Source organism: Actinoplanes flavus (assembly GCF_017592555.1).
Taxonomy (GTDB): domain Bacteria; phylum Actinomycetota; class Actinomycetes; order Mycobacteriales; family Micromonosporaceae; genus Actinoplanes; species Actinoplanes flavus.
Genome location: NZ_JAGFNS010000022.1, coordinates 14983 through 41366 on the forward strand (window position 1 = coordinate 14983; position 26384 = coordinate 41366).

General features: G+C 73.4%; 23 protein-coding genes. 6 read left to right on the forward strand and 17 right to left on the reverse strand.

The features are described from left to right. The 4 genes from J5X75_RS28970 to J5X75_RS28985 form a co-directional block, all read right to left on the reverse strand. The coding region (locus J5X75_RS28970) for a hypothetical protein (RefSeq protein ID WP_208470694.1) at nt 1-500 on the reverse strand (500 nt) is incomplete at its 3' end. 20 nt (nt 501-520) lie between these two features. Further along, on the reverse strand, nt 521-2797 hold the full coding sequence (locus J5X75_RS28975) for a putative bifunctional diguanylate cyclase/phosphodiesterase (RefSeq protein WP_208470695.1): 2277 nt from the start codon (nt 2795-2797) through the stop codon (nt 521-523). After that, complete coding sequence (locus J5X75_RS28980; protein WP_208470696.1) at nt 2794-4617, reverse strand: sensor domain-containing diguanylate cyclase; 1824 nt, start codon at nt 4615-4617, stop codon at nt 2794-2796. The genes J5X75_RS28975 and J5X75_RS28980 overlap by 4 nt, the downstream gene beginning before the upstream one ends. A 131-nt stretch (nt 4618-4748) precedes the next feature. Further along, complete coding sequence (locus tag J5X75_RS28985) at nt 4749-5342, reverse strand: hypothetical protein (protein WP_208470697.1); 594 nt, start codon at nt 5340-5342, stop codon at nt 4749-4751. A gap of 152 nt (nt 5343-5494) precedes the next feature. Here J5X75_RS28985 and J5X75_RS28990 point away from each other — a divergent pair, with 152 nt between their 5' ends. Next, a complete protein-coding gene (locus J5X75_RS28990) occupies nt 5495-6895 on the forward strand; it encodes a serine/threonine-protein kinase (protein WP_208470698.1) in 1401 nt (466 codons plus the stop codon). 123 nt (nt 6896-7018) lie between these two features. Next, nucleotides 7019-7630 carry a GNAT family N-acetyltransferase gene (locus J5X75_RS28995; protein WP_208470699.1) on the forward strand — a complete coding sequence of 204 codons (612 nt, stop codon included), beginning with the start codon at nt 7019-7021 and terminating at the stop codon, nt 7628-7630. A gap of 68 nt (nt 7631-7698) precedes the next feature. Here J5X75_RS28995 and J5X75_RS29000 read toward each other — a convergent pair whose 3' ends face one another. Continuing rightward, entirely contained in the window at nt 7699-8709 is a 1011-nt protein-coding gene (locus J5X75_RS29000) for a LacI family DNA-binding transcriptional regulator (protein WP_208470700.1), read from the reverse strand. A 177-nt stretch (nt 8710-8886) separates the two neighbouring features. Between J5X75_RS29000 and J5X75_RS29005 the strand changes: the two genes are divergently transcribed. Continuing rightward, complete coding sequence (locus J5X75_RS29005) at nt 8887-9906, forward strand: LacI family DNA-binding transcriptional regulator (RefSeq protein ID WP_208470701.1); 1020 nt, start codon at nt 8887-8889, stop codon at nt 9904-9906. Between the two features lie 6 nt (nt 9907-9912). Here J5X75_RS29005 and J5X75_RS29010 read toward each other — a convergent pair whose 3' ends face one another. After that, on the reverse strand, nt 9913-10479 hold the full coding sequence (locus tag J5X75_RS29010) for a helix-turn-helix domain-containing protein (RefSeq protein ID WP_208470702.1): 567 nt from the start codon (nt 10477-10479) through the stop codon (nt 9913-9915). A gap of 47 nt (nt 10480-10526) precedes the next feature. Here J5X75_RS29010 and J5X75_RS29015 point away from each other — a divergent pair, with 47 nt between their 5' ends. Beyond that, nucleotides 10527-11384, forward strand: coding sequence for a class I SAM-dependent methyltransferase (locus J5X75_RS29015; protein WP_208470703.1), 858 nt, complete (start codon nt 10527-10529; stop codon nt 11382-11384). 7 nt (nt 11385-11391) lie between these two features. Here the strand turns inward: J5X75_RS29015 and J5X75_RS29020 are convergent, their stop codons facing one another. Both J5X75_RS29020 and J5X75_RS45635 read right to left on the reverse strand, forming a co-directional pair. Continuing rightward, complete coding sequence (locus J5X75_RS29020) at nt 11392-13428, reverse strand: MFS transporter (RefSeq protein WP_208470704.1); 2037 nt, start codon at nt 13426-13428, stop codon at nt 11392-11394. Beyond that, entirely contained in the window at nt 13425-13559 is a 135-nt protein-coding gene (locus J5X75_RS45635; RefSeq protein WP_274383686.1) for a hypothetical protein, read from the reverse strand. Before J5X75_RS45635 ends, J5X75_RS29020 begins: the two co-directional genes overlap by 4 nt. Nucleotides 13560-13778: 219 nt before the next feature. Here J5X75_RS45635 and J5X75_RS29025 point away from each other — a divergent pair, with 219 nt between their 5' ends. Both J5X75_RS29025 and J5X75_RS29030 read left to right on the forward strand, forming a co-directional pair. Then, on the forward strand, nt 13779-14372 hold the full coding sequence (locus J5X75_RS29025) for a hypothetical protein (RefSeq protein ID WP_208470705.1): 594 nt from the start codon (nt 13779-13781) through the stop codon (nt 14370-14372). Between the two features lie 20 nt (nt 14373-14392). Further along, entirely contained in the window at nt 14393-15682 is a 1290-nt protein-coding gene (locus J5X75_RS29030) for an MATE family efflux transporter (protein ID WP_208470706.1), read from the forward strand. A 76-nt stretch (nt 15683-15758) separates the two neighbouring features. Here J5X75_RS29030 and J5X75_RS29035 read toward each other — a convergent pair whose 3' ends face one another. The 9 genes from J5X75_RS29035 to J5X75_RS29075 form a co-directional block, all read right to left on the reverse strand. Next, on the reverse strand, nt 15759-16982 hold the full coding sequence (locus tag J5X75_RS29035) for a hypothetical protein (RefSeq protein WP_208470707.1): 1224 nt from the start codon (nt 16980-16982) through the stop codon (nt 15759-15761). 142 nt (nt 16983-17124) lie between these two features. Further along, on the reverse strand, nt 17125-17724 hold the full coding sequence (locus J5X75_RS29040) for a fascin domain-containing protein (protein ID WP_208470708.1): 600 nt from the start codon (nt 17722-17724) through the stop codon (nt 17125-17127). A gap of 145 nt (nt 17725-17869) precedes the next feature. Further along, the gene (locus J5X75_RS29045; protein ID WP_208470709.1) at nt 17870-19183 is read right to left on the reverse strand and encodes a pectate lyase family protein; all 1314 of its coding nucleotides are present in this window, start codon (nt 19181-19183) and stop codon (nt 17870-17872) included. Nucleotides 19184-19193: 10 nt separating this feature from the next. Next, entirely contained in the window at nt 19194-19529 is a 336-nt protein-coding gene (locus tag J5X75_RS29050; protein ID WP_208470710.1) for a cupin domain-containing protein, read from the reverse strand. A 143-nt stretch (nt 19530-19672) separates the two neighbouring features. Next, a complete protein-coding gene (locus J5X75_RS29055) occupies nt 19673-20833 on the reverse strand; it encodes a Gfo/Idh/MocA family protein (RefSeq protein ID WP_208470711.1) in 1161 nt (386 codons plus the stop codon). Then, on the reverse strand, nt 20833-22293 hold the full coding sequence (locus J5X75_RS29060; RefSeq protein WP_208470712.1) for a mannitol dehydrogenase family protein: 1461 nt from the start codon (nt 22291-22293) through the stop codon (nt 20833-20835). The genes J5X75_RS29055 and J5X75_RS29060 overlap by 1 nt, the downstream gene beginning before the upstream one ends. Beyond that, a complete protein-coding gene (locus J5X75_RS29065) occupies nt 22284-23573 on the reverse strand; it encodes an enolase C-terminal domain-like protein (protein WP_208470713.1) in 1290 nt (429 codons plus the stop codon). Before J5X75_RS29065 ends, J5X75_RS29060 begins: the two co-directional genes overlap by 10 nt. Next, nucleotides 23570-24991, reverse strand: a complete 1422-nt coding sequence (uxaC, locus tag J5X75_RS29070) for a glucuronate isomerase (RefSeq protein ID WP_208470714.1) — start codon at nt 24989-24991, stop codon at nt 23570-23572. The genes J5X75_RS29065 and uxaC overlap by 4 nt, the downstream gene beginning before the upstream one ends. Next, nucleotides 24988-26307: a Gfo/Idh/MocA family protein gene (locus tag J5X75_RS29075; protein WP_208470715.1), complete on the reverse strand. Its 1320-nt coding sequence runs from the start codon at nt 26305-26307 to the stop codon at nt 24988-24990. The genes uxaC and J5X75_RS29075 overlap by 4 nt, the downstream gene beginning before the upstream one ends. Between the last annotated feature and the right edge of the window lie 77 nt (nt 26308-26384).

Consider the following 26384-nt stretch of genomic DNA (forward strand, 5'->3'; position numbering starts at 1 on the left):
CCGGCCAACTCCTCGGCTTGGCCGGGGTCCCGGTACCCGCCCGCCCCGGTGTGGCGCGGCGCCGGCCGCGCCGCCACCGTATGCCATCGGCCGGATCGACGGGAGGCCTCCCGGACCACGAGATGCACCGGCAGCGGCGGTGGCGGGAACGGGCCGGCGCCCCACCGCACCCAGATCGCCAGCCGGCCGGCCGCCGCCTCGGCGAGCAGCTTGTCGACGGTACGCTGCCGGTCCAGCCGGTCCACCTCGATCGCCACCGGCGGGCCGCCCGGGCGCGCGCAGGCCACGTCCAGCACCGAGTTGCCCCGCAGCGGCGCGGGCAGCGGGAAGACGCTCGGCGCGCGCCGGTAGACCCGCCAGCCCCGGCCGGTGGCCCACTCGGCGACCGCGTCCACGATCCGGGCGGTCGCCTCGGTCTCCGGCAGGTCGGCGAAGGTCACCCGGTCCAGCCAGTCGGCGAGCGACCGGGCGGTCGACGTGCCCTCGTCGGAAAAGCTCACCACCGTACGATATCGAGGGTTCAGGCGGCGATCTCCACGCGCTGGGCCGCGAGAAGCGCGGTGAGCTGCTCGGCCGGCATCGGCCGGCCCAGGTGGTAGCCCTGGCCGACGGTGTAGCCCAGCCGGAGCAGCCGGTCCGCCTGCTCCTGGTTCTCGATGCCCTCGGCCACCGTGTCCAGGCCGAGCGCGCCGGCGAGCTGGGCCACCGCGCGGGCCACCGCCTGCCGGGCGTCGGCGTCCGGGGTGCCCGGCTCGTCGAGCTCGATGCCGTCGACGAACGACTTGTCCAGCTTGACGATCGCCGCCGGGAAGGCGCGCAGCAGGCTCAGCGACGACTCGCCGGTGCCGAAGTCGTCGAGCGCCAGCCGGACCCCGGAGTCGTGCAGCTCGTGCAGCACCCGCAGGACGTGCTGGCCGCGCAGCACCGCCGACTCGGTCAGTTCCAGGACCAGCCGGTCGGCGGGCAGCCCGTGGTCGGCGAGCGCGGCCGCCACGTCGGCGGCGAAACCCGGGTCGTGCAGCTGGCGCACCGACACGTTGGGCGCCATCTTCCCGAGCGCGCCCGGACCGAACTCGGCCAGCCACGCGGCCGCCTGCCGGCACGCCTCCCGCAGCACCCAGCGGCCCAGCGGCACGATCAGCCCGGTACGTTCGGCGGCCGGGATGAACTCGGCCGGCGACACCACACCCCGCGTCGGGTGCTCCCAGCGGACCAGCGCCTCCACCCCGACGATCCGGCCGTCACCGAGACGCACGATCGGCTGGTAGTGCAGCCGGAACTCACCGGCGTGCAGGGCCCGGCGCAGGTCGCCGCCGAGCTGGGCGTGCGCCTGGGCGGGCCGTTCCATGCCGGCCGCGTACCGGATCCAGTTGGCCCGGCCACGCTGCTTGGCGGCGTACAGGGCGGCGTCGGCCTGGCGCAGCAGGCCACCGGCGGCGGCGCCGCGCGGCCCGCTGGCCAGGCCCGCGCTGAACTGGACCAGCAGCCGCTGGTCGCTGATCGGCACGGCGGTCGCCGCGGCCACCCGTTCGGCCACCGCCTCGCCGTCGGCCGGGCCCGGCAGCAGCACCGCGAACTCGTCGCCGGCCAGCCGGGCCACCACCGACTCCGGCCCGGCCGCGCCGGACAGCACCGCCGCGAACGCGACCAGCAACCCGTCCCCGGCGTCCTGGCCGAGCGAGTCGTTGACCGCCTTGAACTCGTCCAGGTCGGCGAGCATGACGGTGGCCGGCCCGGCGGCCAGCGCCTCCTCCAGCCGCTGCCGGAACAGGGCCCGGTTCGCCAGCCCGGTCAGCGGGTCGTGGGACGCCTGGTGCCGCAGCCGGGCCTCGGACTCCTGCCGCTCCCGCAGCAGCCGGGTGTTCTCCCGGAACGTCACGTACTGGCGGACCGCGACCAGGCCGGTGACCAGCACCGCCGCGGACACCACGAAGGCGCCCTCCCAGACGCCCGGCGCCCAGTGCGAGCGGCGGATCAGCACGTCGGCGACCGGCAGGTCGACCGCCCCGATCGCCAGGTAGGGCAGCCACACGTTGGCCGGGCGGCCCGGACCGGCGGTGGCGGTCAGCTGACGGCGGGCGCCGATCGCGACCAGCATGCCGCAGACCGGCAGCACGAGAGCATGGCCGGGCAGGAGGCCGCGGTGGCCGCCGAGTGCCGTGAGCAGCGCGGCGACGGCCGCCACCAGTCCGATCATGGCGACCAGGCGCATGGCGGCCCGATCCACCGGACCACCCGCGATGTACGACACCTTGGTGATCGACCCGGCCGCGAACATGCACGCCAGCACCAGCAGCACCAGCGCCTGCTGGGACCACGACTCGGGCGCCGAGTACATCGGGGCGACCCCGAAGTGCCACAGCAGGGTGGCGCAGCCGAGGAAGGCGATGGTCCGGTCCAGCCACTGTTTGCCGCGCTCGTAGCCGGTGGTCACGCCGGTCGGGACCTGGCCCACGGCCCACATCGCGACCAGGACGCCGAACCCGATCAGGGCGGCGCCGGCCACCGGCATGGTGGGCAGTTCCGGGGCGGTCCAGAAGCCGGCCACGGTCTGCAGGCCGAAGCCGGCCACGAACAGGAAGCAGCTGATCTGCAGCAGTAGCCAGAAGCGGCGCCCGGCGGGAGCCATCGGCACGGTTCGCCGCAACGATCGCACGGACAGCCCGCCGAGTGTCATCGCCAACGGCACGAACAGGTAGCCGATCGCGGGGGTGCCGGGGCTCGACACCACCCATGCCGCGTACCAGAGGACGCCCAGCAGGCTGGTGAGGCCGGTGGCGATCACGTAGCGCCTCATGACGCGTACGCCCGCGTGCGCTGCTTCTCCTCGTACATCCGCAGGTCCGCGGCGTTGAGCAGCTGATCCGGGTCGGTGGACGGGCCGACGGCGAGGCCGATGCTGGCGCCCACCGGCAGCGGCCGCCCGGCGATCTCGGCCGGGCGCTCCAGAAGCACCCGCAGGGCGGCGGCGATCCGCTCGGCGCTCTCCGGGCCTCCGGCCAGCACCGCGAACTCGTCGCCACCCAGCCGCGCCGGCACGTCGTCCGGGCCGGTGCACTCGCGCAGACGGTCCGCCACGTGCCGCAGCACCGCGTCACCGGCGGCGTGCCCGTACGTGTCGTTGATCTGTTTGAAGCCGTCCAGATCGATCAGCAGCACCGCCGCGTCGCCGGACCGTTCGGTCACGGCCGCGGTGAACTGGCGCCGGTTCGCCAGGCCGGTCAGCTCGTCGTGGCCGGCCTGGTAGCGCAGCCGCTCGTGCAGTTCCCGGGACTCGGTCACGTCGCGCGCGTTGCACACCACGCCCCCGATGCCGGGCTCGTGGGTGAGGTTCACCGCGACCACCTCCAGCCAGCGCCACGAGCCGTCGGCGTGGCGGTACCGCCCCTGGTAGGTCAACTCGGCTCCCGGCGTCGAGTACAGCGCGGTCAGGTCGGCGTCCAGGGACGCCCGGTCGTCGTGGTGCAGGATGTCCAGCGAGCTGTGGCCCAGCGCCGCCGACGCCGGCACGCCGAGCACCCGCTCGACCGCCGGGCTGACGTAGGTGAAACCGGCGTCCGGCGCCGCGATCGAGATGACCTCGGAGGAGTGCAGCAGCAGGGCGTTCAGCCGCTGCTCACGGTTGCGGATCTCGACCAGCAGGGAGTTGTTCTCGGCCAGCGCGAGAAGCTGCCGGCCGATCACCAGAGCGACGTTCACCAGCAGGCCGGCCAGCGCGCCCCAGGCGCTCAGCCCGAGTCCCGTGGTGACCAGCACGATCACCAGGGCGGCGGCGCAGAACACGGTCCCGGTGTACGGCAGCAGGCTGAACCGGCCGCGCAGGGCCCGTGCCAGCCAGCGCCGCCCGTCCAGGCCCTCGACGCCGCGCAGCAGCTGGATCCGCGGCCCGGCCAGGACCATCAGCATCGGCGCGAGCGTCAGCGCCATCTGGCAGCCGGGGTCGCCGGCGCTGCCGCTGGGCGCCAGGATCCCGCCCACCGCCTGCACCACGGTGGCCACCACGATCGGCACCGCGGCCGAACCGGTCAGCGGTGTCTCCCCGGTCAGGCCGGAACGCACCGTGACGAAGGCCGCGCAGAGCACCAGCCCACAGCCGAAGATCGCGAGGACGTACGCCTCGGCACCGGCCTTCGGCAGGCCCGGGCGCGTCATCAGGCACCAGGCCACCGATATCGAGGCGGTGGTGACGATCGCGGTGTCCAGCAGAATCCGGATCCGCCGGCCGCGCAGCCGCCCGCGGGCCCGGCGGTGCAGCACCGCCACCGCGCCGACCAGGACGACGCCGGCCACGGCCGCCACCGCCTGCGCCGGGTGGAACACCAGGTGGTCGACGCCGCGGTCGGTCACCGTGCTGGAGAGCTGCACCAGGTCGCCGGCGAGGAAGATGAGCGCGGCGAGGGAGAGGGCGCGCCAGAACCGGTTCGCGTACGGCGGCAGGTCCAGGGATCGGTGCACCCGGCGAGCCGACCAGAACAGCAGCAGGTCCAGCATCGGGGCGATCAGCCAGCCGGCGATCAGCTTGGTACGGGGGTCGCCGGGGCCCAGGATCAGCTCGCCCAGCACCAGCACGCCGCCCACGGTCAGAGCGATCAGCACGGGGTCGCGCCGCAACAGCATTGCCTTCTCCCGTCAGTGCTCCGGTCCCGTACCGGTTGCCATCGGCGGCCGAGGGGCGGGTATTAGCTGAAGCCGGTGACCGGTACGCCCCGGCTTGTCATGGCGGGTGGGGCGTACCGGTCAGCGGGGTCTCACTCCTCGGGCGCCCCGGGGGTCTCCGGAGTCTCGGTGGGCGCCGTCTCGGTCGGCGTCGGCGTCGCGGTGGGCGACTCGGTCGGCGACGTGGTCGGCGCGACCGTCGGCGAGGTGGTCGGCGCCACCGTCGGCGACGTGGTCGGCTTCGGCTTCTTCACCGCCTTGCCGGACGCCTGGATCTTGCTGACCGTGTAGGCCTTGTCGGCGCGGGTCCCGGTGATCGACACCTTGTGCCCGGCGCCCAGCCCGGCCACCGTGACCTTCTTGCCGTTCAGGACGATCCGGGCGCTCGCCGGGACGGTCATCGTCACGGTCCTGCCGCGGACGTCCTTGGTGCCGCTCTTCGCGGTCACCGTGATCGTGCCGGCCGACGCGTCGACCGCGGTGATCGTGCCGGACGCCTGGAAGGCGACCTTCTTCACCGGCGCCTTGGTGGGCTTCGCCGGGGCGTGCTTCGTCTCCTTCGGCTTCTTGGCGGCCGACGCGGTGGCCGACGAGCCCTGGGCGTACGCGACCCCGCCGATACCGGCGGCGGGAACAGTGACGGCCGCGACCATGGCGACGGCGACTGCGGTACGGCGCATGCGCATCTGGTGAACTCCTCAGCTAGGGGGAGACACCACTGTGGGCAGCGCCGGGTTCAGATCGGTGAGCCGACCGGTTGCCGCACGGTTGCATCCGTTGGGCCCACGGCACACCGGCACGGGTTGACATGCCCGACCCACTGGGCGAATGTCCTGGGATGCACGAAGTTTGGCCGGCCCCCGACACTCTCCTGGCCTCCCGGTACCGCCTGGTCACCCTCCTCGAGACGGGTGGCATGGCACAGGTCTGGCGAGCCGCCGATGAGCTGCTGGACCGTCCGGTCGCGGTCAAACTGCCGGCCGGCGACACCCGCGCCGCGCACCTGGCCTGGCGGGAGGCGCGGCTCGCGGCCCGGCTCTCGCACCCGGGCATCGCGGCCGTCCACGACTACCGGGAGGCGGTCCGGCCGGACGGCTCGGTGGCGCCGTTCGTGGTGATGGAACTGCTCGACGGCGAGACCGTGGCGGCCCGGCTGTGCGACGCGGGCGGTCCCATGCCGTGGGGCGAGGCCGTGTCGATCGGCACCGCCGTCGCCGAGGCGCTGGCCGCCGCGCACGCCGCCGGGGTGGTGCACCGCGACATCAAGCCGGGCAACGTGATGCTGTGCCCCGGCGGGGTCAAACTCCTCGACTTCGGCATCAGCGCCGCCGCCGGCGAGCCCGACGACGACGAGACGGGCGTCAGTTTCGGCACACCGGCGTACGCGGCCCCGGAACGGCTGGACGGCAAACCGGCCGAGCCGGCCACCGACCTGTACGGGCTGGGCGTGCTCCTCTTCGAGATGGTCACCGGGGAGCCGCCGTACGACGTCAACACGTGGGAGGAGCTGGCCCTCGCCCAGGCGAACGGCCCCACCCCCCTGCCCGAGGCACTCCCGGCCCGGCTGCGCGAGCTGATCCTGCGCTGCCTCGACGAGGACCCGCTGCGCCGCCCCACCGCCGCGCAGGCGCGCCGGGTCCTGTCCCGGCTGATCCCGTCCGCCCCGGCCCGGCTCACCATCCCGCTGCCCGGCCGGCCACCGACCGGTCTGGCCCGGGTGCTGCCCACCCCGGCCGCCCCGGACCGTTCGCCGCTGCCGCGCCGGCTCGCCGTGGGCGCCGCCCTGGCGGTCATCGCGGTCGCCTTCATCGCCGTGATCAACGCGGTCGGCGACTCCCAGCGGGAGGCCGAGTTCGCCCAGCCGCCCAGCGGCGCGCCCACCACCACGGCGCCGGCCGAGTCCGAGTCCACGCCGCCTCCCGCGCCGCCGGCCACCACCTCGACCACGACCTCGCCCAGCCCCGCCGCCACGCTGACGGTCGACGTGGCCCTCAGCCGGGTCCGCGCCGCCGTCGAACGAGGCGAGGACCGCGGCGAGATCCGCCCCGACGTGGCGCTCGACTTCATGAACCTGCTGCGCCTCATCGACCCGGACTCCGAAGCCGACAGCACCGACCAGGTCGACCAGCTCGCCCGCAAGGTCCGCGAGCGCCTCAACGAGGGCGGCATGACCGAAGCCCAGGCCGCCCTCCTCCAGCAGCGCCTGGCCGACCTCCGGGGCCTCCTGACAACCCCGTGAACCCTTTCCGGTACGCGGGGAGTCAGTGGATGAGCCCCTCTGAGCAGGGTGCGCGACCGATCGCATAGCGTCGCCGGGCCGACGACGACGATCGTCGTAGGGCGACCGGAGACGGGGACGACGATGACGACAGAGCGGTTCACCGAGCTGACCACCGAGCGGCTGCGGCTGCGGCAGTGGCTCGCCGGCGACCTGGAGGCATGGGCGGCGATGAACGCCGACCCGCAGGTCCGCGAGTTCTGGCCGGACCTGCTCACCCGTGAGCAGGCTGCCGCCCACCTGGAGTACTTCCGCGACGAGTTGGCCCGGCGGGGCTGGGGATGGTGGGCGGTCGAGGTGGCCGCGACGGGAGAGTTCATCGGGATGGCCGGACTCGATCCGGTCGACGAGGAGGCCCCGGTGAGCGGCATCGAGGCGGGGTGGCGGCTGGCCCGCTCGGCGTGGGGCCACGGATATGCGACCGAGGCTGCCCGCGCCGTGCTGACGTACGGATTCCAGACTCTGCGGTTGCCGGAGATCCTGGCGATCTCGGTAGCCGGCAACGAGCGGTCCCGGGCACTGATGCGCCGCCTCGGCATGACCCACGATCCGGCCGAGGACTTCGACGACGTGACCATGCCACCCGGACCGCTGCGGCACAGCGTCGTCTATCGGATCACCGCCGGTCCCTTCGCGGCGGGTGAGTCGTGCCTGCCGCCGCTGCCCGGCACCCGGACCGCCCACTCCCGGCCGTAGCGCTCTCGCGGCACCGAACCGCGACCACCGACCCGCCGCGACCGGCGGCACGTGCGGGGGTGGCCCGGCTAGGCGCTCCCGCGCAGGATCAGGCGGGTGGGGAGCACGGTCTCCCAGTCGGCCGACTCCTCGCCGTCGATCTTGGTGAGCAGCAGGCGGACCATCTCCTGGCCCATCTGCTCGATCGGCTGGTAGACGCTGGTCAGCGGCGGATCGGTGTGCCGGGCGATGACCGAGTCGTCGAAGCCGATCACCGCGACGTCCTGTGGGACACGCCGCCCGGCCCGGCGCAGCACACGCAGCGCACCGGCCGCCATCATGTCGGACGCGGCGAAGACGGCGTCGATCTGCGGGTACTGGCTGAGCAGCCACTCCATGGCGGTGGCGCCGCTGAGTTCGCCGAAGTCGCCGCGGGCGGCCGGGCCGTCGCCGACGACGTCGCGGTAGCCGTCGTAGCGGGCGATGCCCACCGCCATGTCGAGCGGGCCGGTGATCGTGGCGATGCAGCGCCGCCCCTGGTCACGCAGATAGGCGACGGCGGCCCGGGCACCGCCGCGGTTGTCGGCGTCGACGAAGCTGACCGGCTCGGGATGGAACGGCCGGCCGGCGCGGACGGTGGGCACGCCCCGCTCCTCGAGCAGGGCGGGCAGCGGGTCGTCACCGTGCAGCGACAGCAGCAGGGCGCCGTCGACGTGCTGGCGGGTGAGGTAGCCCTCGAGCTGGCGCCGCTCCTCGGGCGCCTGCGCGATCATCAGGACCATCTGGAGGTTGCGCGCCACCAGCACCGACGAGATGGACTGCACGATGCGGCCGAAGAACGGCTCGGCGAAGAACCGCTCCCCGGACTCGAAGATCACCAGGGCGATCGAATCGGTCCGCTGGGTGACGAGCGCACGGGCCGCGCGGTTCGGCACGTAGCCGAGCGCGTCGATGGCGTCCTGAACGGCCTGCCGCGCCTTCGGGCTGACCTGCGCCGACCCGTTGACGACCCGGGACACCGTCCCGCGGCCGACACCGGCCCGGGCAGCGACCTCCTCGAGGGTCGGCCGCCCGGTCGAGCGGCTCCGGTCCTCCCTCATCCTTTGACCGTCCTTTCCGCCACCTGAGATGTGCACGATTCCAGGTGCGCCCTGATGAGGGTAGCCCCCCAACCGAAAGTTACGGGAACTGTCCCCACGACCGATCCGGAACCGTCGATCGACGTCTTCGGCCGGGTCGTCGGCACAGCCGCCCCACCGGGCCGTTAACCTGTCCGGATGGCGGTCACCCTGGCGGATGTTGCCCGGCTCGCCGGGGTCTCCCCGGCGACCGTCTCCCGCGTCATCAACGACAGCGCGAAACGCGTCAACGAGGATCTCCGCGAGCGGGTCCTGGCCGCGGTGCGGCAGCTGCACTACGTACCGAACGCGCACGCGCAGAACGTGGCCCGCCCCCGCAAGTCGGCGGTCGGCGTGATCGTGCACGACGTCTCCGACCCGTACTTCGCGGAGATCACCCGGGGTCTGCAGCGGCAGGCCGGGGCGCACGACCGGCTGCTGGTCATCTGCAACAGCTACCGGGAGCCGGAGCGGGAGCTGGCGTACGTCGGGCTGCTGCGGGCCCAGCAGGTGCACGCGCTGATCCTGGCCGGCTCCGGCTACCACGACGACGCGTTCACCGAGCGGCTCAACGGCGAGCTGGACGCGTACCAGCAGGCCGGCGGCCGGGTCGCGGTGATCGGCCGGCACCGTCTGGTCGGCAGCGCCGTGCTGCCGGCGAACGAGGACGGCGCCCACGAGCTGGGCCTGCGCATCCTCGGCCTGGGGCACCGGGAGATCGGGGTCATCGCCGGGCCCCGCTACCTGACCACCACCACGGACCGGCTCACCGGTTTCCGCCGCGCCTTCGACGAGGCCGGCGTGGAGCTGCCACCGTCCCGGCTCGTCTACTGCGACTTCACCCGGGACGGCGGCGCCCAGGCGACCGGGGCGCTGCTCGACGCCGAGCCCGGCCTGACCGCCCTGATCACGCTGAACGACTCGATGGCCGTCGGCGCCCTCGCCACCCTGCGCGAGCGCGGGGTCCGCGTGCCGGAGGACATCTCGGTGACCGGTTTCGACGACATGCCGATCGCCCGGGACGTCACTCCCGCGCTGACCACGGTGCGCCTGCCGCTGGTCGAGATGGGCGAGCGCGCGATGGCCCTGGCGCTCGGCGACGACACCGGCCCGCACAGCGAACCCGCCGCGGCGGCCCTGGTGTGGCGGTCCAGCCTCGCCGCGCCGGGCCCGGCCTGACCCGGCTCAGGAGTGGACGTGGGTGCGCTCGCCGTCGGGCGTGAGCACCGCGATGACCTCGGCCGGGCCGCCGCGCGCGCCGAAACTGTGCGGCGTCATGGTGGAGAACGACGCGGCCTCCCCGGCCTCGACGATGACGACCCGGTCGCCGAGCACCAGCTCGACCGTCCCGGAGAGCACGGTGAACCAGTCCCGTCCGGGATGCACCCGCAGGTCCTCGGGGCGCCGTGACGCCGGCCGGGTCACCCGCACCCGGGCGACGGTCAGCCCGGCGTGCTCGTGGTCGCCGCTCAGCATCCAGGTGGTGATGCCCCGCTCCGGATGGTGGTGCGGCTTGATCACCACGTCGTCGTTCTCCGTCTCGACGAGCTGGTCGAGGCTGGCGCCCAGCGCCCGGGCGATCGCGGTGAGCTGGTCGAGCCCGATCCGGCGGTGGCCGGTCTCGATCCGGCTCAGCGTGGACGGGCTCAGGTAGCAGCGGGCCGCCAGCTCGTCGAGCGACCAGCCCTTGGCGATCCGGAGCCCCCGGATGCGGGCCCGGACGAGAGCGTCGACCTCAGCGTCTTGCGTCATACGCAAGATTGTATGCGTGAGCCGCAAACCGGTTCTACAGTCGTCGTATGGCTCACCAACATCACCACCACGGCCACGGTCACGGGCACGGCGACGGGTCCGATCTGGCCGAGATACTCCTGCTGGACGCCGAGGTCACCGCCGCGCACCTCGCCGTGTTCACCGGCCGGATCGCCGAACTGGCCGGCGACACCGCCGTCCATCGCGTCGTCGACCTCGGCAGCGGCACCGGGACCGGGGCGTTCGCGCTGCTCCGGCGCTTCCCCGGGGCTGTCGTCACCGCCGTCGACACCGACGAGGGCATGCTGCGGCACCTCACCGAGAGCGCTGCCCGGCACGGCGTGGCGGACCGGATCCGCCCGGTGCACGCCGACGCCGACGCCGGCTGGCCGGAGACCGGCGAGGCCGACCTGGTCTGGGCGTCGTCGTCGATGCACCACATGAACGATCCGGACCGGGTGCTCGCCGACGTCCACGCCACCCTGCGCCCCGGGGGCCTGCTCGCGATGATCGAGATGGAGTCGATGCCCCGGTTCCTGCCCGACGACATCGGCATCGGCGCCTCCGGCCTGGAGGCGCGCTGCCACGCCCTCGCCGACGCGGCCAAGGCCGAGCACCTGCCGCACATGGGCTCCGACTGGCCGGCCCGGCTGCGCGCCGCCGGGTTCACCGTCCTCGACTCCCGGGACCTGGTCGTCGACCTGGCCCCGCCGCTGCCCGCCCCGGCGGTCCGCTACGCGGTGGCCACGCTGAAACGGTTCCGGGCCGGTCTCGCCGAGCGCCTGCCGGCCGAGGACCGGGAGACGCTCGACACGCTGCTCGCGAAGGACGAGCACGTCCTGCGGCACCTGCCCGGCCTGTCGGTGCACAGCACCCGCTCGGCCTGGATCGCCGCGCGGTCCTAGGATCCGGTCAGGCGGTCGCCGTCTCGGCGGCGCGCTCCTCGATGATCGTCTTGATCCGGTCGGCCTGGACCCGGCTCTTGATCCCGGTCACCGCCTGCACCTTGTACCGGCTCAACCGCCCGGTGCTGCGCAGGTGCTCGAACAACTCGGCGCCGTGCATCTCCAGCACCTCGTCGTCGCTGGCCGGACGTGCGCTCTGCGGCCGCGGCAGCAGTTCCGCCCACGGCTGGGAGCTGCCCGGCGCGGTCATCCCGGTGAGCGCCAGCGCGTAGTCGCCGATGAAGCGGCGGATCGTCGCGTCGTCGAGCCGGGGAGCGCTGGGGGCGAGCAGGTCGGCCAGTTCCTCCGGGTCCAGCGGCTGGCCCTCGCCGAGCTCCTCCTCCAGCGCGGTCCGCAGGTCGAGGAGGGCGTTGTTCCAGGCCTCGGAGCCGACCGGGGCGAGCGCCGGCGCGGGCAGGAAGTCGCGCCACGGGTAGGTCGACTCGACGTGCTCACCGTCCAGCTCCCGCACGTACTCGTTGATGAACGTGCGGACGACCCCCTCGCCGAGCTTCGGCACCCGGGGCGCGAGCTTGCGGGCCAGCTCGTTGATCCGCAGATAGTTCATCTCCGGCAGGTCCTCGGCGCTGATCTCCTGGTCGACCATCTTGCTGAGCCGGTCGACCTCGAGCCGCCACCAGGGCGAACCGGCGATGCTGACGGCCGGGCGGGCCCCGGTCGGGGTGGCCGCCCAGGCCGGCTGCGAGGCGGGCGCCGGGGAGACCGGGATCGGAACGCCCCGGTCGGCCGGGCCGCGCTGGACCGGGATCGCGACCGTCGCGACCGCGGCCGGGAGCGCCGGTTCGGGGACGGGCGGCGTCTCCGGAGCCGACGGGACGCCGGCCCGGTCGTCCGCGGCCACGGCCGGAGCCGGAGCATCCGGCTCAGCCGGAGCCGGTGAAATCGGAGCCGGTGAGACGGGAGCCGGTGAAATCGGAGCCGCCGCAGCGGGGGCCGGCGCGACGGGTTCCGGCTCGACCGGCTGGACGAACCGGACCGGCTGCACCGACGGCACCGCCGGGCCCGGCGCGGCCACGGCCGGATCGGCCTGCCCGGCCGGCACGGGGCCGTCCGCCTTCGTCCCGGCCGCGCCCGCCATCGTCCCGGCCGCGTCCGCCGGAACCCCGGCGGACAGGAGCGCGGCCGGCGTCCTCGGCTCGGCGGCGGCGACCGCGGCGAGACCCCCGGCCGGTACCGGGATCCGCACCGCCCCCGGCACCAGCAGATCCATCACCCGCTGGATTCGGGCCAGCTGCTCGATGACCTCCTCGACGACCGGCTCCCCCGCGGTCCGGGCGTCCTTGAGCAGCCGGGACCGCCACCACGGTTTCGGGAAGCGGCCGGCGCTCACCCGGTGGTAGTTGACGACCATCCGGCGCACCTGTCGCTCGGCGGCCATCCGTACCAGATCGGGGTCGTCGTCCGGGATGAGCCAGCCCCACCGCTCGGCGAGCCGCCGCGGGCTGTAGGCGAACCGCCCGCGCCGGACCCGTTGCCCGGCCGCGGTGAGCGCCGCCCACCACATCAGGAAGATCATGCAGGGTACGGCCAGCCGCAGCAGTTTCTCGGTGAAGGTGACCGCGTTGCTGGCCACGATGACACCGGAGAGCCCGGCGATCAGTGCCGCGATGTAGAGCATCGCCCCCGGATGGCCGGGGGTGACGATGGTGCCGTCGCTCGCGTGGACGGAGGTGCGCCGGTACTGCTCGGCGGCCAGTGACGTGGCGGTGAGGAAGCAGATCTCGAAGACCGCGAACACCAGCACCGCGAAGATCTTCGGCAGGTTGAGCTGGTCGATCGCGATGACCCACATGCCCTCGGCGTTGAGCAGCAGCGCCAGGTTCATGCTGAAGGCCAGGGCGAGCGGGCGCAGCGGCTTTCCGGTCCGCTTGGCCCAGATGCCGAAGCTGATCAGCAGGATGACCCCGAGCAGGCCACCGGCCAGCAGGACCAGGGCGGCGTAGTCCCGCCAGAAGTCCGCGATCAGGTCGTTGAACTGCTTCACGGTCGAACGCCTTTCGATGCGGCCGCAAGGTCCTCGTCGAGCGCCGCGGCGATCAGCGCGCGGCGGTTGCCGGTGGTGCGCCGTGCCGCCGGTCCACCGGCGACGGCGACGATCGTGTCCGTGCTTCCCACGACGTCACCTCCCCTGTGCGCCCGCTGTCTACCACGCCCGTGTCCCGGCTCCGGTGCGCCACGCGGCGCATGAGGCTATCCGATGGCGCCACCCCGAGGCGATTCACACCCCCGGCCGGGATGGAGTGGCGACCGGCGGGTGATCAATTTACGGTCGGGGTATCGACGGTGGTCGGGTGCCGGGAGGGGTAGCGGTCGATGGTCGTGAGGTGGGCGGTCGTGGCGGCCGCTGCCGTCGTGGTGATCCTGGTCTGTGTGGCGGCGGTGGCCGTCTGGCAGCGCCCCCGGCGGGTGACCGCCGAGGTGGACGAGATGGTGGCCGACGTGGAGGCGGTCCGGGCCGCGGCCGGCCGGGCGGTCCGGGCGGCGGACGAGGCACGGCACCGGGCCGAGCACGCGGCCGGCGAGCGGGACCGGGCCGAGGACCGCTATCTGGAGGCGCGCTGGGAGTCCCGGGTGGCCACCGCGGACGAGACCCAGATGCTGGTGCAGCGGGCGGCGCTGGCCGCCTACCGGCGCGGCGAGCTGACGGTGGAGCAGCTCAACGGCATCTGGCACCATGCCGGCCCACCGGCCGATCAGGTCGACGACGACCGGGTCCGGGTGGCCCGCCGCGCCTATCTGGACGCGGTGTCCGAGACGGTCCAGGTCCGCGCGGCGGCGCACGTGGCCGCGGTCGCCGCCGAGGTCCTGGTCGAGGAGTCCCACAACGTCGAGCGGGACGCCATCGAGGCCCGGGTGCAGCACGAGGCCACGTCCGGGATCAACGGGTTGTTCACATCGGACGACCCGGGAGAACCGACGCCGCCCTGATTCGGCATGATCGCCTCATCATGACCGAGACCCGGGCGATTCTGCGCTCCGCGCTGCCCCTGTACGTCACGATGGCCGTCTCCTCGGCGAGCGCGCTGGTCAGCACCGCGCTCCTGGGCCGGCACGGCACCGCCTCCCTGGCCGCGTTCGCGGTCGCCGCCGCGGTCTACGTGCCCGTGGTCACCGCGGTGTCCGGGGTGATGCGCGGCATGATGCCCTATGTCACCGCGGCCCACGACGATCCGGTGGCGCTGCGGCGGGTGCTGGGCAGCGGCCGGGTGCTCGGTCTCGGGATCGGTGGCTGTGGCGCTCTGGTGGTGCTGGCCACCCCGGCGGTCGCCCGGGCGTCCGGGGTGGACGGCGCGGCGGTCGACGGTCTCGGCCCGCTGCCGCCGCTGCTGGCCGCCGCGGTGCTCGCCCAGTCGGTGAGCGCCTCGGCGAGTTCCGCGCTGGTCGCCCTGGACCGCGGGAAGCTGGTGATGTGGGCGGGCCTGTCCGGCACGGCCGTCACGGTGCTGCTGTCCGCGCTGCTGACACCGCGGACCGGGGTGTCCGGGGCGGGCATCGCGATGCTGGCCTCCGCGGTCGTCGTCGCCGTGGTGGCGCGGGCCGGCCTGCACCGGAGGACCGGCCGGCCGGGCCGCCCGGATCGCCGGGAGATCGTCACCCTGGCCCGGACCGGTCTGCCGATGGCCGGCACGGTGCTGGTGAAGTTCGCGGTGCTGAGTGTCCTGACGATCGCGGCGGCCCGGCTGGGCGCCGCGCAGGCGGCCGCACACGGCATCGGCGAGACGCTGGTCAATCTGATCTTCACCGCGGCCGTGGCGCTGGGGCAGGCCACGGTGCCGCGGGTCAGCGCCGGCGGGTACCGGGCGGCCCGGACCGCCGCGATCCTGGCGCTGATCGGAACCGGGACCCTGGCCGGCGTCCTGATCGTCGCCGGCCGCTGGATCGTCCCGGTGTTCAGTGCCGACCCGCAGCTGCGGCCGGACGTGGTGGCGCTGCTGCCGCTGGTCGGGTTCGCCGTGGTGACCGACGCGCTCCAGGCGGTCTACGGGTTCGCGCTGCTCGGCCTGCGCAACACCCTGCCGAGCCTGTTCTGCACGCTGATCTTCTTCGGCCTGCTGGCGGTGGTGGCCGTGCCGGCCGCCGAGCACGGCGGGCTGCCACTGCTCTGGACCGCGCTGGGCGTGGCGAACCTGTCCCAGGCCGCGGCCAAGGCGTTCCTCTACCGCCGCGCCGCCGGCAAAGCGAAAGCCGCCGGCAAAGCGGAAGCCGACGGCCAAGCGGAAGCCGCCGGCACGCGATAGTCCGTCACCCGGCCCGTACGGGAAACGGCCCGGCCGCCAGGGCAGCCGGGCCGTTGCGCCGATCAGACGCGGTGGATCACTTGTTCAGGTTGCAGGCGGACAGGCCCTCGGCGTTCAGGTCCGGCTTGGCGGCGTTGCGGCCGATCGCCGTCTCCATCCGGTTGATGGCCGCGAATCGCTTGTCCTTCAGCGGGCCGAGGATCGCGTTGTTGATGAAGTTCACGCCGCCCTGGAAGGCCGTGCTCTTGATCCGGGCGTTGGCCTCGTTGATCTGGGTCTGCAGCAGGGCCAGGTTCTGGTTGACCTCGTTCGCGGCCTGCGCCGGGATCGCCACGTTGATCACGACGTCCGGGCAGTCCACCTGCGCGGTGCCGTCGTTGATGCCGACGTTGCCGGTGTTCCGGCTGGCCGCGGCCTGGTTGTTGCCGTTGTTCCCGCCGTTGTTCGCCGGGGCCTGCGTGGTCGGGGCCGCGGTCGGCGCGGCCCCGGCGCCACCGCCGGCGGCGTTGAGCGAGCAGGTCGACAGGCCCTCGGCGTTCAGGTCCGGCTTGGCGGCGTTGCGGCCGATCGCCGTCTCCATCCGGTTGATGGCCGCGAACCGCTTGTCCTTCAGCGGGCCGAGGATCGCGTTCTGGACGAAGTTGGCGCCGCCCTGGCCGAACGAGCTCTTGAGCCGGGCGTTCGCCTCGTTGATCTGGGTCTGCAGCAGGGCCAGGTTCCGGTCGATCTCGGCCCGCGCCTGCGCCGGGACCGCCACGTTGATGACGACGTCCGGGCAGACGATCGTGCCGACGTTCCCGGCCGCGGCGGCGCCGGCCGACACCGCGGCGGCGGGCACCTGGGCCGGCTCCGGGGAGGCGTTGCCGCCGCCGTTGGCGTTGAGCGAGCAGCCGGAGAGGCCCTCGGCGTTCAGGTTCGGCTTGGCGATGGTCCGGCCGATCGCCGTCTCCATCCGGTTGATGGCCGCGAACCGCTTGTCCTTCAGCGGGCCGAGGATCGCGTTCTGGATGAAGTTCGCGCCGCCCTGGCCCTGGGTGGTGCGGATCCGGTTGTTGGCCTCCTGGATCTGCGTGTTCAGCAGTTGCAGGTTGCGGGCGATCTCCGCCTGGGCCTGCGCCGGTACGGCGCCGAGCTTGTCGGCCACCGTCGGGCAGTTCACCGTCGGGACGGCGGTGTCGGCCGCGGCCGCGACGCCGAGCCCCACACCGACCAGGGCCACCGCGACACCCGCGACGCCGGCCACACGCCAGCGCTTCGCTCCGGCCGACGAGCCCTTCGCGTAGCTCCGGTACCGCTTCATCTGCGTGCCTTCCTGTCGAACCGCTCTCTCGACCGGTCCATACGGGAACGCTCCCAACGGCGGATCACCAAAGATCTGAATAAAGAAAAACTTAAGGTTCGAGGGGCTGCACTCTTAAGGCTCTTACCAAACGGGAAGGCGCTCACCAGCTGAAAGTCTCCTCGGCGCCGACCGCCGTGGCCCGCGCGCGCAGCGTTCCGTACCCCCGTCCACGGAACGTGACCTCGGCGGACACCCATCGCCGGGTGTCCCGGGCGTAGAACGAGAAGTGGCCGCCGGGCTCCCGGTTGGAGTAGTACCGCTCCCATCCGCCGACCGTCTCGGCCTGGGCGCGCAACAGCCCGTACCGGGCGCCGGCGTAGTCCAGCTCGGCGGAGACGAAGTCGTTGTTGGCCTGTGCCCGGATCCGGGTGACACCGGAGCCGGCGTCGCGGCAGACGGTGAATCTCTCCCACGGGCCGACCGAGGTCGCCCGGGCGCGCAACGCCCCGTAGTAGGGGCCGTCCCAGCCGATCTCGGCGGAGACGTACCGGCCGTTGGCCACAGATCTGATGGTGATGTTGCGCCAGCAGGACACCTCGTGCGATCCGGTCGCGGCGGCCACCTCACGCCGCATCCGCTCCAGGGCGGGCGAGCCGCCGCCCGGGCGCACCGGGACCGCCCCGGCGGGCGCGGAGGGCACCGCGAGCGGGAGGAGAGCGGCCGCCATCACCGCCGCCGCGCAGCGGGCAGCACTGTTCATGAGGATCACCCTCGAATTGCGAATTCGCCGGGAAGCGGACGCCGCCAGCGTAGCCCAGCCTTTTCCGCTATTCGGTGCGATCGGCGGATGCGAGGAGGAGGACCCGGCCGGGGAAGCCGAAAACCCCGGCCGGGAGATTTCTCCGTCAGAGCTTTCCGGCGCCCGCCCACGCGTTCACCAGAACCGGCACCGCGACGGTCGGCGTGACCGGTCCGGCCCGCAGCGCCGGGGTCCAGCCGGCGTCCGTGCCGAGGTCCGGGTCGTGCGTGGCGTTGTACTCGCCGACCAGGTCGACCTCGCGTACCGGGCCGGTTCCGACCCTGGTCAGCGTACCGATCTCGGTGATCGCCGTGCCGCCCCAGTCGTAGACGAAGTCCTCGGGCGCCAGGTCCGCGCTACGCAGCAGGAAATTGTTCTCCGCGTAGATCGCCGATTGGACGCCGACCCCCCACGAATACGAATAGGTGTCCTCATCGGTCATGTAGTAATAGTTGTTGACGACGTCGACCTGACCGAAACGCACCCGCGGAACGCGCTGCCCGACATTGGCGAAACGGTTGTGGTGCAGCGTCACGCGCAGTTTTCCGACATCCGCGCCGACGGTGTTCGTGGAACCGATCAGCATGGTCTTGTCGTGCTCCTGGAACACATTCCAGGAGACCGTGACCAGATCGGACGCCCGGATCACGTCGAGCGCGCCGTCGTGCACCTGGTAGGGCCGCCCGTAGTGGAGCGGCTGGTTCGCGTCGACGTTGTCGCCGTCGCTGAGCGTGTTGTGGTCGGCCCACACGTGCGTCGCCCCGGTCAGGGTGATCAGGTCGTAGGCGGAGTTCCAGTTGCCCGCCGACCCGTCGGTGGGGTCCCACGCCGGGAAGCAGTCCGCCGCGTCCTCCATCCGCAGGTTCCGCACGATGACGTTGTCCACGTTGGAGATGAGCAGGTTGGCGCCGACCAGCCGGGCGTTCGGCAGCCCGTAGATGGTGGTGTTGGCGCCCACCCTGAGCTGGATCCGGGCGGCCTGGTTGCGTGCCGACCGGACCCGGGCCTCCTCGAGCGGCCCGGACGGCCGGCTCGTCCGGCCCCACACCGCCGGGTCGTAGGCGGCCAGGTAGGCGTCCAGACCGTACGCCGGGTCCGCGTAGTCGGCGCAGGTCAGGGGATGACCCGCGTCGTCCACATTGGCGTCGATGGTGCCCTTGACCAGCACGATCCGCGGGGTCGGATCGGTGCCTCCGGCCAGGGCGGCGGCCAGTTCGGCACGGTTGCGCACCACGAAGACGTGCGCGTCGTCGGCCGCGGAGCCACCGGTGGTCCCGGTGGTGGCGGCCGCCCACCCGTCGTCGGCGGGCAGGGTCTGCCGCGCCTGCGCCGGGACGGCGGGCGGGGCGGCGGAGGCGGGGATGGTGGCGACGCCGGCGGTGAGGACCGCGCCGAGCGCCGCCGCGAGAGCGGTTCGCATGGCCCGGGCCCTACTCGACCGGTTCCAGGTGCATCCAGACGAAGGCCAGCGGGCCCTCGCCCCGGCTGATCAGGTGGTGGTCCTCCTCCGGCTCGATCAGGATCGCGTCGCCGGCCTCGAACTTGTCCACCACCTCGCCCTCGATCTCGATCTCGCCCTCTCCCTGCACGATGTAGAACACCTCGGGGATCGGGTGCGTGTGCCGCCCCGGCCCGTCGTGTGTGCGGTGGCCGGGTTCCGGATAGATCCGGAACCCGCCGCGGTCGGTCACATGTCCGGGCAGGACGTTGGTGAATCTCGGCCCCTGATCCCCGGTGTCGAGATCGGCGAAGCTCAACTTGCGCATGGCGTTCCTCCTTTCGATCCTTTTTCGTACGGGCTGAGCAGCCCACCACCGCAGCCGCGCCGCCCCGTGGCGCCCGCGCGAGCATCTGCCACGCGAGGCCGCGGCGCGGCCGCCGGGCCGCATCGGTGGTCACCGGCCGGCTGTCAGGGCTGTCGCACCGGAGTGGCGACAGCTCCCGGAGCCGGCCGGGGGTCCACGACGGTGCGATGGACCTCGCCGGCCCAGGGCACCCTCGTCTCCGAGGGCAGCCGGTCGGTCTCGGCCACCTCCCGGACGATCTCGTCGATGCCGGTGACGACCCGCCCGCCGCCGTCCGGGTGCGGCGCGAGCCAGCCGTCGCCGATCACGTTCGGCGCGGGCGCCCGCACGATCGCCTCGGCGACCGCGGTGAACAACCCGGTCCGGGCCAGCGGCGCCAGCAGCGGCGTCCGCGGGTCGCGCCGGTGCTCGATCAGGTTCTCCAGCAGCCCGGTCCGCCCGGGGACCCGCTGGGGTTCGGCCTGGCCGGACAGCCGCAGCCGGTCGGTCGGGTACTCCAGGACGGCGTCACCGACCCGGATCTCCCCGGCGATGAAGACCGCCGACGCCAGCGTCACCCCCACGGTGACGCGGCGCCCGTCGTTCCCGGTCAGGCGCAGGAACGTGGTGTCGTCGGTCTCGATCGGCCGGGTCCGGTAGCGCTCCAGCTCCATCCGGACCGGCCGGAACCCGGGACCGCCCTCGTCGGCCAGCACCAGCGCCTGCATGAGGGCGTGCGCGAACGGGTTGACCAGCGCCCCGTCCAGCACCGGCCGGCCGTCCACGGCACGGCGCCCGGCCCAGGGCGCCCGCTCGTAGTAGGAGTCCGGCCGCCACCACGCCCCGGACACCCCGATCGGCCCGGCCGGGGCGGCCGCCCGCAGTTCGGCGAGAGCCGCCGAGCCGAGCGCCTGGAACCCGACCTGGCAGAGCCGCCCGCTCTCGGCCACGGCCGCCGCCAGCCGGTCGTGCTCGACCGACGACATCACCGGCGGCTTCTCCAGCAGCAGGTCCGCGCCGACCGCCAGCACGTCCAGCGCGATCGCCAGGTGGGTGTGCGGCGGGGTGCAGACGATCACGATCTCCGGCCGCTCCCCGGCGAGCAGCTCCCGGTGGTCGTGGTAGAACGGCACCCCGGGCAGCGGCGCGTCCGGGTGCGGCTCGACCGGCTGCCGGTCGCAGAGCCCGGCCACCTCGACGGTTCCGGCGTCGGACAACCGCTGCAACGTACGCCGGTGGGCGAGCCCGTGGCCCCCGGCGCCGATCAGCGCCACCCGGGTGGCCATCAGCCGAGTCCCTTCACCGTCGCCACGACGCCGTGCCGGTCCAGGTCGGCGTACCAGCGCAGCAGCTCGGCGCGCAGGACGTCGTCGCCGGCCAGGTCCGGTCCGAAGATCGCGTCCAGGCCGAGCAGCGCGTCCACCACACCGGCCGGGGTGTCCGGCGCGGCCGCCAGGGCGTCCCGGATCGGCCCGGCCAGCGGGTCGTCGAGCGGCAGCTGAGCGCCGCCGTCGGCGGACCCCCGCGCGAAGCGCATCCACGCGGCCACCATCAGCGCGCCCCAGACCGGCACGGCGCCGGCGCGGCGGCGTTCGGTGATCGTGGCGAGCAGCCGGTACGGCAGCTTCTGGCTTCCGTCCATCGCCACCTGGAGGTTGCGGTGGCCGAGTTCCCGGTTCGCGAACCGTTCCAGGGACTGCTCGCCGTACCCGGTCACGGTGACCCCGGGCGGCGGCGCGATGGTCGGCGCGATGTCGTCGGCGATGAACCGGCGCAGCAGCCCGGTCATCCCGGGCAGCTCCAGCGAGTCGGCGATGAACTCGCGACCGGCGAGCGCGCCCAGGTAGGCGGCCGCCGAGTGGACCCCGTTGAGGGCGCGCAGCTTGCACAGCTCCCACGGGGTGACGTCGCCGGTGAGCACCGCCCCGGCGGCCGCCCAGTCCGGCCGCCCGCCCGGGAAGTCGTCCTCGATCACCCACTGGGTGAACGGCTCGGCCACCACCGGCACCGCGTCGTCGGCGCCCAGCGCGGCGGCCGCCCGCCGGATGTGGTCCGCGCTGGTGGCGGGCACGATCCGGTCCACCATGGTGGCCGGGAACGCCACGTCCGCGGGCAGGTCGGCGCCGGCCACCTCGAGGGCCTGGGCGACCAGGCCACGGATCCGCGGCCCGTTGCCCTGCATGTTGTCGCAGCACAGCACGGTGAGCGGGCCGCCGCCGGCCGCCTGCCGCCGGATCAACCCGCGAGTCAGCAGCGCCGGCACGGTGACCGGCGGCGCCTGCCCGGTGAGCTGGGCGCGCAGGTCGTCGTCGAGCAGCAGCCGCCCGGCCGGGTCCAGCCGGTACGCCTTCTCGGTGACGGTGGTCGACACGATCCGGATGCCCGGGTCGGCGATCGCCGCGACCACCCCGTACGGGTCGCCGGCGGCGTGCCCGAGCCCGGCCAGGATGCCGATCGTGCGGGCCCGGTCCGCTCCCCCGCCGACGGTCAGGACGCTGTAGAGCCCGTCCTGCTCGCGCAGTTTCTCCAGGATGTCGCGGGAGCGTGGGGCGACACCGTGGATCCCCCAGTCGCCACCCGACGCGGCGACCGCGTCCTCGGTGAAGACGGCCTGGTGGGCGCGGTGGAAGGCGCCGAGGCCGAGGTGGACGATCCCGGCCCGGACGCTGCCGGGGTCGACGGCGGGACGGCTCGCCTCGGGCAGCGACGTGAGCGCCCCGCGGCCGAGGCGATAGGTCACCGCCATGCCGGCCCGTCCGGGAAGCGGAACTCGGCGATCGACTCCGGCTTCATCTCGACGCTGTAGCCGGGCGCCTGCGGCAGCCGGTAGCGGCCGTCGGCCACGGTGACCGGGTCGGTGAAGTGCTCGTGCAGGTGGTCGACGTACTCGATCATGCGGCCGTCCAGCGACCGGCCCACCCGCAGGAAGTCGAAGATCGCCAGGTGCTGCACGTACTCGCAGAGGCCGACGCCGCCGGAGTGCGGGCAGACCGGCACCCCGAACTTGGCGGCCAGCAGCAGGATGGCGAGCACCTCGTTGACGCCGGCGACCCGGCAGGCGTCGACCTGGCAGACGCCGATCGCGCCGGCCTGGAGCAGCTGCTTGAAGATCACCCGGTTGGCGGCGACCTCGCCGGTGGCGACCCGGACCGGCGCCACGGCGCGGGCGATCCGGGCGTGACCGAGGACGTCGTCGGCGTGGGTGGGCTCCTCGATCCAGTACGGGTCGAAGGCCTTCAGCCGTTCCATGGCGGCGATCGCCTCGTCCACGTCCCAGACCTGGTTGGAGTCCATCATCAGCAGCGCGCCCTCGGGCAGCTCACGGCGGATGATGCCGGCCCGGCGGACGTCGTCCGCCAGCGGGCCGCCGGTCTTCATCTTGACCGCGCGCCAGCCGTCGGCCACCGCCTGCCGGGTCAGTTCGCGCACCTTGTCGTCGGGGTAGCCGAGCCAGCCGACGCTCGTGGTGTAGGCCGGGAAGCCGTCGCGGGTGAGTTCCGCCAGGCGCTCCGCGTACCCGATGGCGCCCTTCTCGAGGATCTCGCGCGCCTCGCCGGGCGTGATCGCGTCGCTGATGTGCCGGAAGTCGATGGAGGCGACCAGCTCGCCGGCCGGCATCTCGGCGAGGTACCGCCACATCGGCTTGCCCGCGAGGCGGGCCCGCAGGTCCCAGACCGCGTTGATCAGCGCGCCGGACGCCATGTGGATGACGCCCTTCTCCGGGCCGAGCCAGCGCAGCTGCACGTCCGCGGTGATGGACCGCCAGAAGCCGACCTGGTCGGCGGCGATCTCCTCGACGGTGCGGCCGGTGACGTGGTGGGCCAGCGCCTCGACGGCCGCGCAGGTGAGCTCGTTGCCGCGCCCGTTGGTGAAGGTCAGGCCGCTGCCGGTGATCCCGGCGTCGGTGGTGACCTCGACGTAGGTGGCCGAGTAGTCACCCTTGTTGATCGCGTCGGAGCCGTCGCCGGCCGCCGCCGTCGGGAACCGGACGTCGTGGACGTCGACGCCGGTGATCCGCACTGTCATGAGTTGTTCTCCAGTCGGAAGACACGCTTCGGGAGGTGGTAGGCGAGGTCGGCGATGGTCTCGGCGGCCTCGTCGAGCGGGAGGCGGTGCTCGGCGACGAGCCGGGCCAGGAAGCCGGCGTCGATCCGGCGGGCCACGTCGTGCCGGGCCGGGATCGAGCAGAACGCCCGGGTGTCGTCGACGAATCCGGACGTGTTGTAGAAGCCGGCCGTCTCGGTGGCGGTCTCCCGGAACCGGCGCAGGCCCTCCGGGCTGTCCAGGAACCACCAGGGCGCGCCCAGGTAGAGGCTGGGGTAGCCGCCGGCGAGCGGGGCGAGCTCGCGGGTGAAGACGGTCTCGTCCAGCGTGTAGAGCACGATCCGCAGGCGGGGGTCGGTGCCGTACGCGTCGAGCAGCGGCTTGAGCGCGTGCACGTAGTCGGTGGCCGACGGGATGTCGCCGCCCACGTCGCGGCCGTGCCGCTGGTAGAGCGCCTCGTTGTGGTTGCGGACCGAACCCGGGTGCAGCTGCATGACCAGGCCGTCCTCGAGGGACATCCGGGCGAACTCGACGAGCATGTGCGCCCGGAACGCCTCGGCGTCGGCCTCGCTCGCGCCGCCGCCGAGGGCCTTGCGGTAGAGGACGGCCGCGTCCGCGTCGCTCAGCACCAGGGTGGCCGCGGTGAGGTGGCCGTGGTCCGAGCTGGTGGCGCCGGCCTCGATGAACGCGGCCCGGCGGGCGCGCAGCGCGTTCAGGAAGCCCGGGTAGGTGCCGACGTCGAGGCCGGTCAGCTCGCCGAGCCGGGCGACCCGCTCGGCCCAGCCGGGCCAGTCCGGGTCGACCAGGTTGTCCGGGCGGAACGTGGTGATCACCCGGCCGCCCGGTCCGCCCCAGCCGTCGGCGGCCAGTTTGGCGTGCGCGTGCAGCTCGTCGAGGGGGCTCTCGGTGGTGGCGAGCACCTCGATGTTGAACCGGGTGAACAGCGCCCGGGGCCGGAACCCGGGCTCGGCGAGCCGGGCGGACAGCTCGTCGTAGATCTCGTCGGCGGTCGCGGCGTTCAGCGGCTCGGTGAGGCCGAAGACGTCGGAGAGGACCTTCTCGGTCCAGAGCCGGGACGGGGTGCCGCGGAACAGCTTCCAGTTCTCCGCGAGCAGCCGCCAGATCGCCCGCCCGTCGGTCTCGACCGCCGACCCGTCGATGCTGGGCACGCCGAGCCGGGCCGGTGGAATGCCCTGGCTGGCCAGCATCCGGGTGACGTAGTGGTCGGGGACCACGAACAGCCGGGCCGGGTCGGGAAACGGCTGGTCGTCGGCGAGCAGCACCGGGTCGACATGCCCGTGCGGGCTGATCAGGGGCAGATCCTTGGCGTGCCGGTACAGCTCGCGGGCGATCTGCCGCTGGGTCGGCTCGGCGGGGAAGAGATGGTTCTCGTCGATCACTCGTTGTCCTCAAGATCTAGGAGGTCTGGCACGCGTACGGCCTGCCCGTGAGCCAGGGACTCGTTGGCGGCCAGGCCGGTGAGCAGGGCGCGGGCGCCGTCGACGGCGTTCGCGGTGCGCCCGAGCGGGTCCTTCGGCGCGTCCGGCCGGATCAGGTCGGCGAGCATCCGCACGTCCGCGCCGCCGTGCCCGTGCCGGGACAGCCCGTCCACCGCGATCTCCCGGGGCGGCGCCCAGAACGGCCGGACGAGCAGCCGTTTGGAGCCCCTCTCGGCGGCCGACTCGGCGCCCGGCTCGCCCTTGACGCCGGCCGCGGCCCCGGGTGAGACGTGGTCGCTCTCCACCACCTCCAGCTCCAGGCGGCCCCGGCTGCCGTTGAACATCACCCGGTAGCCCTCCCAGGGCGCGTACGCCGTGAGGTGGTAGCTCATCGACGCGCCGCGGGTGTAGCGGACCAGCACGGCCATGTCGTCCTCGATGGTCACCCCGGGCGCGAAGACGTTGCGGTCCCGGATGTAGCCGTCGTTGCCCTCGGCGTCGAGGTAGAGCTCGCGCATGGTGGGTTCGTCGGCCATCCGCAGCGCGAACGGATCCCCGTCGGCGTCGGCCGCGCCGTGCGCCCGGTCGTAGTCCCGGGCGTACCCGTGGCGACGGCCCTGCTCGCCGTAGAAGAACAGCCGCCCGGCCGCGAAGACCTGCTCGGGCCCGTCGTCGAGCCACCAGTTGACCAGGTCGAAGTGGTGGCCGGCCTTGTGCACCAGCAGGCCGCCGGAGTTGGCCTTGTCGCGGTGCCAGCGGCGGAAGTAGTCGGCGCCGTGCCGGACGTCGAGCAACCACTCGAAGTGGACCGAGCCGACCTCGCCGATCTCGCCGGACGAGATGACCCGCTTCACCGCCTCGTGCAGCGGGTTGTAGCGGTAGTTGAAGGTGACCCGGACGTCGCGCCCGGTGCGCCGCTGGGCGTCCAGGATGCGACGGCAACCGGCGACGTCGACGGTCATCGGCTTCTCGGTGATCGCGTCGCAGCCGGCGTCGAGCGCCGCCGCGACGTAGTGGTCGTGATAGCGGTCCACGGTCGCGACCAGCACGACGTCGACACGCTCACGCTTGAGCATCTCGGTGAAGTCCGCCGCGTCGTACACCGGGACGGGCTCGGCGAGCCGCCTGTTGTGAGCGGCCGGCCGGGCCGGGTTGGTGTCCGCCATGGCGACCAGCTCGGCCACGTCCGCGTGGTCGCCGGTGATCGCGCGGAGGAACATTCCGGCCCGGGAGCCGGCGCCCACGAGGGCGTACCGGCGGCGGGAAGAGAGGGGCATTCCGTCGCCTCCATTCGGCAAACGTTTGCAACAGCTTAGGGAGCAGACCACGACCCAAGTCAATGCATGGCCAGCAT

Coding starts and splice junctions, on each gene's coding strand:
- J5X75_RS28975 (WP_208470695.1), bottom strand. CDS start 2,797: ATGAGGCGCTACGTGATCGCCACCGGCCTCACCAGCCTGCTGGGCGTC.
- J5X75_RS28980 (WP_208470696.1), bottom strand. CDS start 4,617: ATGCTGTTGCGGCGCGACCCCGTGCTGATCGCTCTGACCGTGGGCGGC.
- J5X75_RS28985 (WP_208470697.1), bottom strand. CDS start 5,342: ATGCGCATGCGCCGTACCGCAGTCGCCGTCGCCATGGTCGCGGCCGTC.
- J5X75_RS28990 (WP_208470698.1), top strand. CDS start 5,495: ATGCACGAAGTTTGGCCGGCCCCCGACACTCTCCTGGCCTCCCGGTAC.
- J5X75_RS28995 (WP_208470699.1), top strand. CDS start 7,019: ATGACGACAGAGCGGTTCACCGAGCTGACCACCGAGCGGCTGCGGCTG.
- J5X75_RS29000 (WP_208470700.1), bottom strand. CDS start 8,709: ATGAGGGAGGACCGGAGCCGCTCGACCGGGCGGCCGACCCTCGAGGAG.
- J5X75_RS29005 (WP_208470701.1), top strand. CDS start 8,887: ATGGCGGTCACCCTGGCGGATGTTGCCCGGCTCGCCGGGGTCTCCCCG.
- J5X75_RS29010 (WP_208470702.1), bottom strand. CDS start 10,479: ATGACGCAAGACGCTGAGGTCGACGCTCTCGTCCGGGCCCGCATCCGG.
- J5X75_RS29015 (WP_208470703.1), top strand. CDS start 10,527: ATGGCTCACCAACATCACCACCACGGCCACGGTCACGGGCACGGCGAC.
- J5X75_RS29030 (WP_208470706.1), top strand. CDS start 14,393: ATGACCGAGACCCGGGCGATTCTGCGCTCCGCGCTGCCCCTGTACGTC.
- J5X75_RS29035 (WP_208470707.1), bottom strand. CDS start 16,982: ATGAAGCGGTACCGGAGCTACGCGAAGGGCTCGTCGGCCGGAGCGAAG.
- J5X75_RS29040 (WP_208470708.1), bottom strand. CDS start 17,724: ATGAACAGTGCTGCCCGCTGCGCGGCGGCGGTGATGGCGGCCGCTCTC.
- J5X75_RS29045 (WP_208470709.1), bottom strand. CDS start 19,183: ATGCGAACCGCTCTCGCGGCGGCGCTCGGCGCGGTCCTCACCGCCGGC.
- J5X75_RS29050 (WP_208470710.1), bottom strand. CDS start 19,529: ATGCGCAAGTTGAGCTTCGCCGATCTCGACACCGGGGATCAGGGGCCG.
- J5X75_RS29055 (WP_208470711.1), bottom strand. CDS start 20,833: ATGGCCACCCGGGTGGCGCTGATCGGCGCCGGGGGCCACGGGCTCGCC.
- J5X75_RS29060 (WP_208470712.1), bottom strand. CDS start 22,293: ATGGCGGTGACCTATCGCCTCGGCCGCGGGGCGCTCACGTCGCTGCCC.
- J5X75_RS29065 (WP_208470713.1), bottom strand. CDS start 23,573: ATGACAGTGCGGATCACCGGCGTCGACGTCCACGACGTCCGGTTCCCG.
- J5X75_RS29075 (WP_208470715.1), bottom strand. CDS start 26,307: ATGCCCCTCTCTTCCCGCCGCCGGTACGCCCTCGTGGGCGCCGGCTCC.